Source organism: Actinomyces lilanjuaniae (genome assembly GCF_003606385.1).
GTDB lineage: Bacteria > Actinomycetota > Actinomycetes > Actinomycetales > Actinomycetaceae > Actinomyces > Actinomyces lilanjuaniae.
Map to the genome: position 1 here is coordinate 2,762,260 of NZ_CP032514.1, position 12,939 is coordinate 2,775,198.

At 69.8% G+C, this 12,939-nt stretch carries 12 protein-coding genes and 1 pseudogene; 5 read left to right on the top strand and 8 right to left on the bottom strand.

Annotated elements, in window-relative coordinates; all coding sequences use genetic code 11:
- Positions 1-87 precede the first annotated feature (87 nt).
- The 7 genes and pseudogenes from D5R93_RS11805 to D5R93_RS11830 all read right to left on the bottom strand — a co-directional run bounded on the left by D5R93_RS11805 (position 88) and on the right by D5R93_RS11830 (position 5,665).
- On the bottom strand, positions 88-468 hold the full coding sequence (locus D5R93_RS11805; protein WP_205570057.1) for an Rv3654c family TadE-like protein: 381 nt from the start codon (positions 466-468) through the stop codon (positions 88-90).
- Between the two features lie 134 nt (positions 469-602).
- Positions 603-917: a TadE family type IV pilus minor pilin gene (locus tag D5R93_RS11810; protein ID WP_119835552.1), complete on the bottom strand. Its 315-nt coding sequence runs from the start codon at positions 915-917 to the stop codon at positions 603-605.
- Positions 918-1,017: 100 nt separating this feature from the next.
- Positions 1,018-1,266: a DUF4244 domain-containing protein gene (locus D5R93_RS11815; protein WP_119835551.1), complete on the bottom strand. Its 249-nt coding sequence runs from the start codon at positions 1,264-1,266 to the stop codon at positions 1,018-1,020.
- Positions 1,267-1,472: 206 nt separating this feature from the next.
- Complete coding sequence (locus D5R93_RS11820; RefSeq protein ID WP_120205425.1) at positions 1,473-2,384, bottom strand: alpha/beta fold hydrolase; 912 nt, start codon at positions 2,382-2,384, stop codon at positions 1,473-1,475.
- A 46-nt stretch (positions 2,385-2,430) separates the two neighbouring features.
- Positions 2,431-2,889, bottom strand: a pseudogene (locus D5R93_RS15070) (phospholipase D-like domain-containing protein); the annotation flags it as partial.
- A gap of 39 nt (positions 2,890-2,928) precedes the next feature.
- A complete protein-coding gene (locus D5R93_RS11825) occupies positions 2,929-3,966 on the bottom strand; it encodes a phospholipase D-like domain-containing protein (RefSeq protein WP_243106780.1) in 1,038 nt (345 codons plus the stop codon).
- Between the two features lie 682 nt (positions 3,967-4,648).
- Positions 4,649-5,665, bottom strand: coding sequence for a hemagglutinin (locus tag D5R93_RS11830; RefSeq protein ID WP_310732065.1), 1,017 nt, complete (start codon positions 5,663-5,665; stop codon positions 4,649-4,651).
- 202 nt (positions 5,666-5,867) lie between these two features.
- Between D5R93_RS11830 and D5R93_RS11835 the strand changes: the two genes are divergently transcribed.
- Both D5R93_RS11835 and D5R93_RS11840 read left to right on the top strand, forming a co-directional pair.
- A complete protein-coding gene (locus D5R93_RS11835; RefSeq protein WP_119835548.1) occupies positions 5,868-6,416 on the top strand; it encodes a SprT-like domain-containing protein in 549 nt (182 codons plus the stop codon).
- Between the two features lie 173 nt (positions 6,417-6,589).
- Entirely contained in the window at positions 6,590-6,919 is a 330-nt protein-coding gene (locus tag D5R93_RS11840; protein WP_119835547.1) for a putative heavy metal-binding protein, read from the top strand.
- A gap of 81 nt (positions 6,920-7,000) precedes the next feature.
- On the opposite strand, the gene D5R93_RS11845 is transcribed toward D5R93_RS11840, so the two are convergent.
- Positions 7,001-8,008, bottom strand: coding sequence for a LacI family DNA-binding transcriptional regulator (locus D5R93_RS11845; RefSeq protein ID WP_119835546.1), 1,008 nt, complete (start codon positions 8,006-8,008; stop codon positions 7,001-7,003).
- Positions 8,009-8,547: 539 nt separating this feature from the next.
- Between D5R93_RS11845 and D5R93_RS11850 the strand changes: the two genes are divergently transcribed.
- The 3 genes from D5R93_RS11850 to D5R93_RS11860 all read left to right on the top strand — a co-directional run bounded on the left by D5R93_RS11850 (position 8,548) and on the right by D5R93_RS11860 (position 12,896).
- Positions 8,548-9,837: an MFS transporter gene (locus D5R93_RS11850; protein ID WP_119835545.1), complete on the top strand. Its 1,290-nt coding sequence runs from the start codon at positions 8,548-8,550 to the stop codon at positions 9,835-9,837.
- Positions 9,838-10,122: 285 nt separating this feature from the next.
- Entirely contained in the window at positions 10,123-11,292 is a 1,170-nt protein-coding gene (rhaI, locus tag D5R93_RS11855) for an L-rhamnose isomerase (RefSeq protein WP_120205428.1), read from the top strand.
- Between the two features lie 23 nt (positions 11,293-11,315).
- Positions 11,316-12,896 (top strand): rhamnulokinase, encoded by a 1,581-nt coding sequence (locus D5R93_RS11860; protein WP_120205431.1) that lies wholly within the window; start codon positions 11,316-11,318, stop codon positions 12,894-12,896.
- The last annotated feature ends 43 nt before the right edge of the window (positions 12,897-12,939 follow it).

The window sequence follows — 12,939 nt, forward strand, 5'->3', positions numbered from 1 at the left end:
GCCCGCTTCCAGAGGCGGCCTACCAGAAGGAGGGCGCCCACCAGGCCGTCGCCACTATGGTGGCAGTGACAGCAGCCAGAGGAGCGCTCAAAGGCCGGGGAGCGCGTTGAGGGGGCCGGCCCGGGCCTGGGCCTGGGCGTGACGAGGAACTCCTAGGACCTCCACCGGTACCGTGACACTCACGGTCACGTCCTCCCCCTTGACAGTGCACTCACCCAACCGGGCACCGTTGGCCCCCGCCACCCGCTGGGCCGCGTCGCAGGGATCTCCCGGTGCAGTCACCGAGGAGACGACCGTGGCACCTGCGAGCGCCGAGAGGTCGGCAGCCGTCCGCGCCCGGCCCGAGGCCGCCTGGGCCTGGGCGAGACCGATGACGCCAAGAGCCAGGACCAGAAGCACCCCCACCACCCCCAGCGCCGTCACGGTCCCCGCCCCGCGGTCGTCCTCGTAGACCCGGCGCGGCGCCACGGACCGCAGAGGTTCCTGCCAGCGCCTCCACCAGTACCTCCACCGGCACTCCCGCTGCGGTCCCGGCCGGGGCACTGGAGGAGGCTGCCTGTGCCTCCCGGGCTCCTGCCTTCCGAGGACTCCTACGGCTGCCCTCACGGAACACCCGGTTCCGTGTAGGCGCAGGCCCGGGAGGTGACTGTCAGCCCCAGGACCGAGAACGGCCCGGACACGGGCCGGGAGGCGGTGACACACGTCAGCTCACCGGTCTCGACACGCAGGCTCACCCTGTCCGCTACGGCCTGGGCCGGGCCCTCCACGTCCTGGGCACCCACGGCGGCCTGGCGGGCCGCGGTCCGGGCGGCGTCGGCCACCCGCATCTGGGCCAGGCCGGCGCTCACCGCGGACAGGGTCAGGAGCAGCACAAGAAGGACAGCAGGCAGGGACACTGCCAGCTCGGCAGTCACCATGCCCCGCTCTTCCCGCCACCTCGGGACCTGCCTCCCTGTCTGCTCCCGGGGCCGGAGGACCCCGGGGCCGGTCTCCCTGGGGATGAAGCCACACATCGCATCAGCCCACGGACAGGGCCGACTCGATCAGGGCCTGCAGCGCCCCGGTGAGGCTACCGGAGCGGATCAGGGCCAGGAGCAGGCCTGCGAAGGCGGCAGCCGCCAAGGTGCCGACGGCGTACTCGGCAGTCGCCATGCCTTCCTCGCCATGCCTGCTCCCCCTCATGACAAGAGCCCGAGGGGCTGACTGGCTCAGCCCGGGCCGAGTCAGAATGAGGCACGCCCATAACGTGCCCAGCGTCCTGCGCATACAGTCCTCCTTAGGTGCTTGGGGCGCGGTCGGGGCGCCCCGCGGGCACCGTGCCCGCTTCTCCAGGCTGAGCGCATCGAAGGACGTCGTCCCTGCGCCGCCGTCGGCCCTGTGGAGGCTGCCCGCACGCACGCACCTGTGGTTCCCGGGACGCCCCGCGACACCGCGAGGAAGCAGCTCCTGCGGCAGGAACGACACCGGGCTTCTCAGACAGGCCCCCCGACAGGATGCTGACCGGCACCTCGACGCCCTGCCGCTGCCTGCCGCGCCAGCCAGCGGTCCACGGCGTCGTAGAAGGCGCTGGGGCAGGAACGCCGTACCTGGTGCCCCGCCCCGGGGACAAGGACGGTCTCCACCCACGGACTGGCTATGGCCTCCACCACCGCCAGCCCCTCCCGCCCCACACGGGCGCTTCCCGGGCGGTCTCCTGTCACCAGCAGGGTCGGCACCCTCAGCGCCGCAACCGCCTCCCGCCACGGCAGCGCCGGGGCCACCACCCCGCTGAGAAGAAACGCCGGGTCACATCGCTGGGACGCCCAGACCGAGGGCAGGACCTCTGCGTCGGGCAGCACCTGGGCACCGCGAGCCACCCCCGCCGCCGGGTCCGCAGCCTCGGCAGCACGCGCACGCTCCCGGGCGGCCCCCCGGACGGCCAGCTCCTCGGGGGTGCGCGTGCCGTAGAGGGCAGGGTCCTCCAGGACCACCCCCGCTACCTTCCCAGGACAGCGCACCGCCACCGCCATCGCCGTAGCCGCACCCATGGAGTGCCCGACCAGCACCGGCGCGCCGCCCCGGAAGCCAGCAGCCCCCTGCCCGTCCTCGGGTACGCCCCCGCCGACAGGAGCGGCCTGCGTCCCAGGTCCGCAGGAGTCTTGCAGCTCGTCGAGGACGCCGACGACGTCCTCGACGAGGACCTCCCCCGCCCGGGCCAGGTCCCCCTGCGTCCACCGGGGTGACAGCCCATGGCCGCGGGCATCGACAGCCACCACCCGGTAGCCCAGCCCCGCCCAGTGCTCAATCGCGTCAGCCAGCGAGACAGCCGATCCGGTGACACCGTGCAGGAGAAGGAGGACCGGGCCATCGGCCGGACCGGACACGACACGTGCAAGACAGCTCATGACTCCATCCTCCTTCACCGAGCACAGCCCAGCACGAGGGAGGGGGCTACAGCACGGCCGACAGCAAGCGGCAGACGTTGTCCACGTAGCGACGGTACCAGGGCTCACGCGCCCACTCCTGGGCCGTCAGCTCGGAGGAGACGCGGCGGTAGCGCTCGTCGTTGGCCCGCAGCAGGTCGTCCATGTCCCCGCCGAAGGCAAGGAGCATCACCTCATAGTTCAGCGCGAAGGAGCGGTAGTCCATGTTGGAGGAACCGATCACCCCCACCTCGTCGTCCACCGTCATGTACTTGGCGTGCAGCACCGTGGGAGCCGGGTACCTGTAGATCCTCACCCCTGCGGCCAGCAGCATCCCGTAGTAGGAGCGCTGGGCGTGGTTGACGACGAACTGGTCAGACTCCTTGCCCACGAACAGCTCCACCTCGACTCCCCGGTAAGCCGCAGAAGTCATGGCCGCCAGCAGGGCTTCGTCAGGTATGAAGTAGGGGCTGGTGATGGACACCCGGTGCCGTGCCCGTGGATGAGTCCGAGGAACATCCGCAGGTTAGGCTGGGTGGGGTACCCGGGCCCCGAGGGGACCAGCTGCATGGCATTGACGACCGCACCTGGCCGCCCCGGACGAGATGCCGGTGCACCAACCAGCGGGCCCGCCCCCCGCGTGACGCGGAGCTCGGGCCTGGTCGCTAAAGGCCATCTCCAGCTCTGCTAGCTGCTCGTCGGCCTCAAAGTACCAGTCCATCGCGAAGACAGCCTGGGCCTCCTGGACGATCTCACCGGTGACCTCGACCGACAGGTCGGCCCAGGTGCGCCCTGACCACCGGTTGCGCCGCAGCCGGTAGGTCGGGTCGATGACGTTGTGCGAGCCCACGAAGGCGCGCTCGCCGTCGACAACCAGGATCTTGCGGTGGTTACGCAGATCCGGACGACGCCATCTGCCCCGCAGCGGCAGCAGCGGCATCATGAGGTGCCAGTGGATACCCGCGTCGCTCAGACGCTGGCCCAGGCTCCTCCACCCCGGGTACTTGCGGCTGCCCAGGTGGTCCAGGAGGAGCCGCACCGTCACCCCGCGCGAGGCTGCCCGCTCCAGCGCTGCGAAGAAGCCATCCGTGACCTCGTCCCAGCTCATGATGTAGAACTCGACGTGGACGTAGGAGGTGGCGGCATCGACGGCACGCGCCATCTGCTCGTAGGTGCTGACCGCGTCAGTGTGGACAGCGACTACCTCACCGGTCACGCACGGCAGCCCTGTCAGCTCGCGGTTCATACGCAGCACTCCCGCCACGGCGCTGCTGGGAAGCGCGTCGGCTGGCACGTCCGGGACGGAGCGGGTATACCTCAGGGCGACCTCATTGACAGCGTTCTGCTGCTCCAGCCGCTTGCCGCGCACCCACGGGCTGCCGATAAGCAGGTACAGAGGAAAACCCACGACAGGAAGCAGAAAGATCAGCAGCAGCCACGCTGTCGAGGACGACGGACGCCGGTTCTCTGGCACCACCCCCAGCGCGACCACCTTAATGAGGTACTCCACGACCACCCAGGACGTGGCGGCCCAGGTAGCCTGCGAGAGCAGCGGCAGTGTCATGGCCGCATAGTCTCACGAGGTCGGCGAGGCACGAAGCACCGGTGCGTACGGGACGCTCCCGCCGCGTGCACGCGTGCTCCGGTACGGCCTGACCGCCCTGCTCTCCCTCCCGGCTCCCCGCCTGCAGGAACCGGCAGCACAGGCACCGCAGATACTGTCCAGGACACACTGTCCAGGACACGGCGAGGGCCCGTTCCCGGTATGGACCAACCGGGGACGGGCCCTTCGCATCGAGGTCGCTTACCGGTTCCCATTCGGCAGCGGGTCCTCCTTCGCTGGGACGCCCAGACACATTCCCTTGGCTGTGGCCCGGACTCGGTGACAACCGGTCAGCAGTACTCCCCAGTACCTCGCGGCAGCCCCCGTCCAGCGGTGAGTAAAACTCTGCCGACATTCCCTGAAAGAATACTTAAAGGAACACTGAATATAGCCTGAAAAAGGGGCATCAAAACGGTGACGCCCTGCAACAAAACGATATCCATCAATATCGGCGACAAGAATGACGCTCTTATAAGCGCCCTCACTATGTGCGCTCGCACCAAGAGACCCGAACCCCACCACTGCCGGCTGTCCCGGCGCGCCACCGCAGCGTCTACCGGGCCGGGTGACAGACCAGCCACAGGTCACAGACCCGCCTCACCAGGCCCCGCCTCAGGGACGCCGACGCGCCGCCCGCAGCGGTTCAGGAGGACCTGGACGGTGTCGGGTCACCAAAGAACGTACGAAAGTACCCGTAGAAGTTCCAGTTCCCCCAGGAGGTACAGCCGTCACCGCCGACAGACACCGCCTCGTTCGGCTGGAAGGGAGTGTAGTTGTACAGACCGGCCGTCGCCTGGTTGGCGACTGTCAACCGCGCGGAACCGCATTCAGCCTGCGGGGAGTACGAGACCTCGGCGGGCACACCCGCTACCACGTCGTATCCCCCGGGGTCCAGACGGTAGCGCTGGAACTGGGAAGCGGCCCCGTAGAGCTGAAGGAAGAAGCCGGACCACTGTCCGTCGCAGTCGGCGCCGTCGGGACAGCCGTAGCCCGCAGCGGCCTCGTAGTCACGTGCGCTGAGAGAGGCACCGGAGGCCGTCAACAGCCCCTGCTCCTTATGGACAAGAACCAGCAGGACCTGCGGGTTGACGTCACAGGCCCGGGCCACCTCCCACACCACCAGGGCCGCGCTGCCGCCTGAGGAGGCCGATACTGGGCGAGGACACCAGGACGACGGCTCCCGGTGCTCGATCTCGAAGGTAGCCTGCGCCAGGCACGGTGTCCCGTCCAGACCCGGCACGCAGCCGCTGTTGACCTCCGAGACGAAGGCCTCGACCTGGGCCAGGGACATCGCCTCGGAGTCGTAGAAGACCTCGTCGTCAATAAGTCGAGTGGCGTCAAAGCCCTCTGTGTCCGGGACAACCGGAGCGGGCCCGCCCGCCGGCTCCTGGCCCAGACCCACCTCCTCACGCCCCGCCAGCCGCAGCACGAGCAGCGCCACGAGGACCGTGACAAGAAAGGCACCGACCACGATCCCCAGCGGGCTGTGCACGAGCCCACCGGACCCGCGAGCCCCCCGGGACGGGCCGCGCCGGGAGGGCCGTCGGCGGTGCACCGCGCCCTGGCGTGAGGCGCGCAGCCGTCGCGGCTGGCGTGAGGAGCCCGCGCCGCGGGCCGTGCGGCGGGCCCGAGGGCGCGAGCTTGTGGAGGAGTGGGACATCGGCAGTATGCTGTCACACCAAGTGCGCCGAGGAACAGGGTGCAGCCGGGCAGAACAAGGGGAAGGGCGGGACGTAACAGGACGGCAGGTCGAGGTGGCATGACCAGGGCCTGGCCTCTCAGGCGCTTGGAACAAGCAGCGATAGCCACCGGGGCGGGGACCCCGTCGGCCCCGGGCCAGCCCACCGGCTAGACTTTGGTCCGTGCACGCCCCCGACGCCCTGACACTGGCACGACGCCTGATGGAGACCTACGGGGTGGGCGACTGGGAGCTAGGCCTGGACCGCGCCAGGCGTCGCGCCGGTCAGACCGACCACTCCCGCCGTCGTATCACCCTGAGCCGCCACCTCATGACCCTCTACTCGGAGGCGGAGGTCCGCGAGACCGTCCTGCACGAGATCGCCCACGCCATCGTGGGCGCCCACCACGGCCACGACGCCGTCTGGCAGGCCCAGGCCCGCAGGATAGGCGCCTCCGGGAAGCGGCTCGTCGCTCCACAGGCACCACGGCTGCGCGGCTCCTGGGTGGGGACGTGTCCCGCAGGCCACGAGGTGGACCGGATGCGGCGCCCGAGCACACCGCTGTCGTGCTCACAGTGCTCGCGCCACTTCAGCCTGAGGCACCTGCTGACCTGGACCGTAGACGGGGCGCCGGTAGCACACGAGGAGATCGGCGAGCGCTACGCCCGGCTCCTGGCCCAGGCCCGCCACCAGCCCACCGCTCCAGCGGGCAGCCCGGCAGGTAGGCACTGACCCCGCCCTGACGTGCGCGGGCGCAGCCTCTACACTGACTCGGGTCGCTTCCCGGGCAGGGTCCCGGGAGGCGAGCCCGGGCCATGTCCTTGAGTCATGCCCTCGGGCCATGTTCCCAGACCACGACGAGCCGCCCGCCGGGAACCCACCCGGCTGCGGCAGAAGGAGCCTCCATGATTGTCACTACCACCCCTACGGTCGAGGGCTACCCTGTCACCCAGTACCTGCGTGTGGTGTGCGGGGAGACCATCGCGGGAGTCAACATGTTCAAGGACTTTGCTGCGGGAATCCGCAACATGGTGGGAGGCCGCTCTCAGTCCTACGAGAACGAGCTCCTCCAGGCCCGTGAGACCGCGCTGGCCGAGATGGTGCAGCGCGCCCAGGAGCTCGGTGCCGAGGGCGTCGTCGGGGTGGACATCGACTACGAGACGCTGGGCAGCGACAACGGCATGCTCATGGTGACGGCCTCGGGCACCGCCGTGCGCTTCTCCGCACCCCGCTGACCAGCCGGTCCGGTAGCACCTGCCCCCTGCTGCCCGCCCCGCTGGGAACGGCAACCACCCCTGCGGGCGGCGGCAGGCCCCTCAGGCAGCGGTCGAGGCACGGACCACGAGGGCCGGGGCAAAGACCTCGTGCCTGTCCCCCTCCTGGGACAGCAGCATCTGCGCTGCCGCCGCGCCCATCTGGCGCATCTGCTGGTTCACGCTGGTCAGAGGGGTGATCAGCTGGGAGGCCACAGGGATGTCGTCATAGCCCACGACAGCAACGTCGCCGGGGATGCCCAGCCCGCGGCGGCGGATCTCCCGCATCGCCCCAATGGCCATCTGGTCGTTGGCACAAAAGAGGGCGGACGGGGCCGGACGGGAGTCCAGGAGCCGCGCGGCGCCCACGGCGCCGGCGTCAGCGGTGAAGCTCTTCCCGTCCACCACAGGCTCCACCTCCACCAGCACGTCGTCCTGATCCAGCCCTGCGGCACCGAGCGCGGCCAGCACCCCCTGGCGACGCTCGGCCGACTGCCTCATGACGGACGGGCCGTTGACGAAGCCGATACGCCGGTGACCCCGGTCAAGCAGGTGGGTGACCGCCGACCGAGCGCCAGCGACGTCGTCCCCGCTGACGGTAGAGACCCCCTCCACCGGCGGATGGTCCAGGAGGACGACCCGTATCCGCCGCGCGCTGAGAATCCCCAGGTTGTCCACGGTCGAGGCCGCAGGGGTGATGATGACGCCGCGCACGTCCATCCCAGCCAGCAGGCGCATGACGTCAAGCTCACGCCCGGGGTCGGCGTCGGAGGAGCACAGCATGGGAACGCAGCCGTCCTCACGCAGGCGGTCCTCGATCCCCCGGGCCGCCTCGGTGTAGAAGGGGTTGGAGACGTCGTGGACAATAACCCCCACGGCGAAGGAGGATCCCGCCCGTAGCCCCCGTGCCGTCTGTGAGCGCACGAAGCCCAGTTCCACGATGGCGGACTCCACCCGCTCACGCGTTGCAGTCGCCACACGCTCGGGGTGGTTGAGGACGTGGGAGACGGTCCCCACGGAGACGTCGGCGAGCCTGGCGACATCTCGGACAGAGGGGCGGGAGGCAGGCATCGGCACTCTCTGGGTCAGTTGCGGTCTGTGGGGCGCTACCGGGCAGAGTCTGCCTGACAAAAGCAGCCAGTGCCAACCGGGCCGGGTCGCGCGCGGCAACAACGTCCCGGCAGGACCGCGATGCCGCCGAGCATGTCGTCCCGCCCACCTGGCCTGCCTGGCGCCGGCCCCGTCAGCCCACCCTGACCGGCACCCCGCCTGCCCGCGCCTGCCCGCGCGTCGACGCCGTCAGATATGCAGCCTGCCGGAGGTGTCCACCACCTGAACAGCTCCTCCCAGCAGTCTCCCCGTTCCCCGCCCAGGGTGTCTCGTCTCAAGGTGGGCGGAAGCGACCTTGCCACGACGAAAGGAGAGTGCTAACGTTGGTTGAAACGATTCACACCTATCTGCCTCCCCGGGCTACCAACCGGGCGTCCCGCTGCCCGGCTAGCGGCCTGCGGGCTGGCGACCCGCCGACGACGAACAAGGACGTTCCATGACCGGCTCCACCACGCTTGTCCCCGCTACTCGTACCTGCCGCCAGCAAGGAGGCCCCAGCCATGGCGCGCAGACCGCTGACCGGCTGGAAGGCCACCGCCGCCGTCTCCATGTCGAACTACATCGACTCCGGCTCCATCATTGCCATCGCCACCTCGTTGACCTTCTGGAGGCAGGCCTACTTCCCCGACGACGACGGCACCGTCGCCGGGCTCCTGGCCGCCTTCAGCGCCAACGCCTTCGGCGCCGCCATCGGCGCCCTCATCGGCGGGCCGCTGTGCGACAAGTACGGGCGCAAGTTCATCTACACCTATGACCTGCTGCTCTACGCCCTGGGCGGGATCATTGTGGCCCTCACGGCGAACCTGCCCATGCTGTTTACCGGGTTCGTCATCATCGGCCTGGCAGTGGGGGCCTCCGTCCCCGCGGGCTGGACCTACATCGCCGAGCTCGCGCCCACCAACCAGCGTGGCAAGCACATCGGCGCCACCCAACTGGCCTGGTCCTTCGGTCCCTTCCTGGGGTTCGGCCTGGCTGCTGCGCTCACCCCCTTGGGGCTGCTCGGCTCCCGCCTGGTGTTTGCCCACCTGGTGGTCATCGCCCTGGCTACCTGGTGGATCCGCCGTGGCCTGGAGGAGTCCGGGACCTGGCAGACCGCCAAGGGCGGGGCCCAGGCCAGGCCGCCGTCCATGTGGCAGGCCTTCCGCAAGCTCTTCTCCCGGCGGGTCAACATCACCGCCCTGGTCTTCCTGGCCGTCATCTACACCTGCTGGAACCAGGCCGCCAGCCAGAACGGCATCTTCCTGCCCACCATCCTGGACTCCATGGGCTACGAGACCCTCCAGACCGACCTGTTCTCCATGCTGTCCTGGGGCTTCGTCATCGTCTCCACCCTGGTCTTCATGCAGCTGGTGGACCGCGTTCCCTACCGGTGGCACTACCTGGCCGGGGGCGCCCTGGCACTCGTGTCCTGGGTGGTCCTGGTCTTCGGCCCCTCCGACGCCGCGTGGACCGCCTTCGGCTACACGATCATCTGGGGGCTGTCAGCCGGTCCGTCGGCGCAGGCGTTCTACTCGGTGTGGTCGCCCGAGCTCTTCGCCACCCCCTACCGCTCGGGCGCCCAGGGCATCGTCTTCTTCGTCGTCCGCCTGGCCTCCGGCCTCATCTCCCTCATCTTCCCCGTCATCCTGGCCCGGGAGAACGGGCTGGTGATCGACGGCCTCATCCTCATCGGATTCCTCGTGGTGGCCACGGTCGTAGGCACCGTCGGCGCGCCCCGGACCCAGGGACGCTCGCTGGAGGACATCGAGCTGGAGCGCTACGGGGAGCACGTCACCAACGAGAACGCCTGACAGGCCCCTCCCGACCCACCATGACCCTCCAGCCCCGGCACGCGATCAGGCCCTCCTCGTCATCCCCAGCCCAGTCGTCCGGGAGCTCCAGCCCCGGCACGTGAGCAGGCCTGTCTCCGGGATGACCCGCCCAGGAGCGGTCAGACCGACAGGTCCACAGCCCTCCCGGGCAACCGCCCTCCACATCACCGCCCCACCCCCGACAACCCGCACCGTCAGAGACCCAGAGAAGACACAGAGAAGACACAGAGATCAGGAGAGACCCATGCCGTCCACCACCCCTCACTGAGCGACCTCAGCGCCGAGGCCCTCAGCCTGCTTCAGACCCAGACCATCGAGCTGCCCAGCTGGGCCTTCGGCAACTCAGGCACCCGGTTCCGGGTCTTCACTACCGCCGGGGTTCCGCGCGACCCCTACGAGAAGATCGACGACGTCGCCCAGGTCCACCGCCTCACCGGCGTCACCCCTCGCGTGTCCCTGCACATCCCCTGGGACAGGGTCGAGGACTACGAGGCGCTGCGCGCCCATGCCGAGAACCAGGGCGTGACCATCGGCACCATCAACTCCAACGTCTTCCAGGACGAGGACTACAAGCTCGGCTCCCTGGCCAACCCGGACGAGAGGATCCGCCGCAAGGCGGTGGCCCACCACCTGGAGTGCATCGACGTCATGCGCGCCACCGGCTCCCCCACCCTCAAGATCTGGCTGGCCGACGGCACCAACTACCCCGGTCAGGACTCCATCCGCGCCCGCCAGGACCGCCTGGCCGAGGCCCTGTCAGAGATCTACGCCGCCCTGGACGAGGACCAGCAGCTGGTCCTGGAGTACAAGCTCTTCGAGCCGTCCTTCTACCACACCGACGTACCGGACTGGGGGACGAGCCTCGTGCACTGCCTGGCGCTGGGTGAGCGCGCCAAGGTGGTCCTGGACACCGGCCACCACGCCCCGGGCACCAACATCGAGTTCATCGTCGCCCAGCTGCTGCGACTGGGCCGCCTGGGCGCCTTCGACTTCAACTCCCGCTTCTACGCCGACGACGACCTCATCGTAGGCGCGGCCGACCCCTTCCAGCTGTTTCGCATCATGCACGAGATCGTCTCCGCCGGGGCACTGGCCCCCGACTCCGGTGTGGGCTTCATGCTGGACCAGTGCCACAACCTGGAGGAGAAGATCCCCGGGGAGATCCGCTCGGCCCTCAACGTCCAGGAGGCCACCGCCAAGGCCCTCCTGGTGGACCGGGAGGCGCTGGCAGCCGCGCAGGCCAGCGGTGACGTCCTGAGCGCCAACGCGGTGCTCATGGACGCCTACAGCACCGACGTGCGCCCGCTGCTGGCCGAGCTGCGCGACTCCCAGGGTCTGGCGCCCGACCCCATGGAGGCCTTCCTGGGCTCCGGCTACCTGGAGAAGATTCGCGCCGAGCGCGTGGGTGGCACCGCCGCCGGCTGGGGTGCCTGAGGAGGGAGCCGACCATGCCAGCCATGACCAGCGCCCAGCCCGTCCACGTCGCAGCCGTTGACCTGGGCGCCTCCTCCGGACGTGTCATCGTGGGCACCCTTGAGGACGGGCGTGTCCACCTGACCGAGACCCGCCGCTTCCTCAACGGCCCGGTGCCCTTGCCCACGGCCGACGGGCAAAGGCTCTACTGGGACGTGCTCCACCTGTGGAGCGAGGTCCGCGAGGGCCTACTGGCCGCAGCACATGAGGTGGGACCGCTCTGCGCCGTCGGGATCGACACCTGGGCGGTGGACTACGGGCTCCTTGACCACCGCGGCGCCCTGACCGGCCAGGTCTCCTCCTACCGCTGCCCGCGCACGCGGGGAGCACCGGAACGCCTCTTCCAGACGATCCCGGCCGATGAGCTCTACGCGGTCAACGGCCTGCAGGTCCAGGACTTCAACACCGTCTTCCAGCTGGTGGCCCAGGCCCGTGACGGCGGACTGCCTGACGCCCGCACCCTGCTGCTCCTGCCTGACCTGCTGGCCTACTGGCTTACCGGCCAGAAGGTCGCCGAGGTCACCAACGCCTCCACCACGGGGCTGGTCGACGTCTCCTCACGCACCTGGTCTGCTCCCCTCCTAGACCGCCTGCGCACCAGTCTGGGCCTGGACCTGGCCGGTGTCCTGCCTGCCCTGGTGGAGCCGGGCACCGTGGTGGGCACGATCGACCGAGAGGTCCTGGACGTGCTCGGACCGGGAGGCTCTCCCGTACCCGTCATCGCTGTGGGCTCCCACGACACGGCCAGCGCGGTGGTGGCCGTACCGGCCTCGACCTCACCAGGCAGCGGGAGGACCGTGGACAGCGCAGGAGCCCGGGAGGGAGATCCAGGCGGCTTCGCCTACGTGTCCTGCGGCACCTGGTCGCTGGTCGGCCTGGAGCTGGACGCCCCGGTCCTCTCCGAGGCCTCCCGGCAGGCCAACTTCACCAACGAGCTCGGCGTGGACGCCACGGTGCGCTACCTCAAGAACATTATGGGGCTGTGGGTCCTTAACGAGGCGGTGCGCACGTGGAGGGCACAGGGCCTGGAGACCTCCTACCAGGACCTGGACGCGGCGGCAGCAGCGGCCGCCCCGCTGCGCACGGTGGTCGACGTCAACGACACGGTCTTCTTCGCCCCTGGGGACATGGTGGCTCGCATCGCCGCCGCCGCCCGCGCCACCGGCCAGCCGGTGCCCCGCTCGGTGGGCGAGTACGTGCGCTGCATCGACGACTCCCTGGCCCTGGCCTACCGCCGGGCCGTGCGCGAGGCCACCGCCCTGTCGGGCACGTCGGTGGACGTGGTGCACATGGTCGGCGGAGGCACCCGTAGCCGACTCCTGTGCCAGCTGTGCGCAGACGCCACCGGGCTGCCCGTGGTCGCCGGGCCCGCAGAGGGGACCGCCCTGGGCAACATCGTGGTTGCCGCGCGCGGGGCTGGGCTGGTCCAGGGCGACCTGAGCGACCTGCGCAACCTCGTCCGGGCCTCCAGCACACTGACCCGCTACGAGCCCGCAGCCGCTGCCTCCAGCGCCTGGGAGGAGGCCGAGCAGCGGCTCCTCGGACGACAGGCCCCCACTGCCTGACCCCTCGGCACGGCCTACCCGCTCCTGTCCACGGCAGCCCGGA

What these genes read in the sequence shown, in the direction of transcription:
- D5R93_RS11840 (WP_119835547.1), top strand. Translation starts at nt 6,590, where the DNA reads ATGATTGTCACTACCACCCCTACGGTCGAGGGCTACCCTGTCACCCAG.
- D5R93_RS11860 (WP_120205431.1), top strand. Translation starts at nt 11,316, where the DNA reads ATGACCAGCGCCCAGCCCGTCCACGTCGCAGCCGTTGACCTGGGCGCC.
- D5R93_RS11815 (WP_119835551.1), bottom strand. Translation starts at nt 1,266, where the DNA reads ATGCGCAGGACGCTGGGCACGTTATGGGCGTGCCTCATTCTGACTCGG.
- D5R93_RS11825 (WP_243106780.1), bottom strand. Translation starts at nt 3,966, where the DNA reads ATGACACTGCCGCTGCTCTCGCAGGCTACCTGGGCCGCCACGTCCTGG.
- D5R93_RS11850 (WP_119835545.1), top strand. Translation starts at nt 8,548, where the DNA reads ATGGCGCGCAGACCGCTGACCGGCTGGAAGGCCACCGCCGCCGTCTCC.
- D5R93_RS11845 (WP_119835546.1), bottom strand. Translation starts at nt 8,008, where the DNA reads ATGCCTGCCTCCCGCCCCTCTGTCCGAGATGTCGCCAGGCTCGCCGAC.
- D5R93_RS11810 (WP_119835552.1), bottom strand. Translation starts at nt 917, where the DNA reads ATGGTGACTGCCGAGCTGGCAGTGTCCCTGCCTGCTGTCCTTCTTGTG.
- D5R93_RS11820 (WP_120205425.1), bottom strand. Translation starts at nt 2,384, where the DNA reads ATGAGCTGTCTTGCACGTGTCGTGTCCGGTCCGGCCGATGGCCCGGTC.
- D5R93_RS11830 (WP_310732065.1), bottom strand. Translation starts at nt 5,665, where the DNA reads ATGTCCCACTCCTCCACAAGCTCGCGCCCTCGGGCCCGCCGCACGGCC.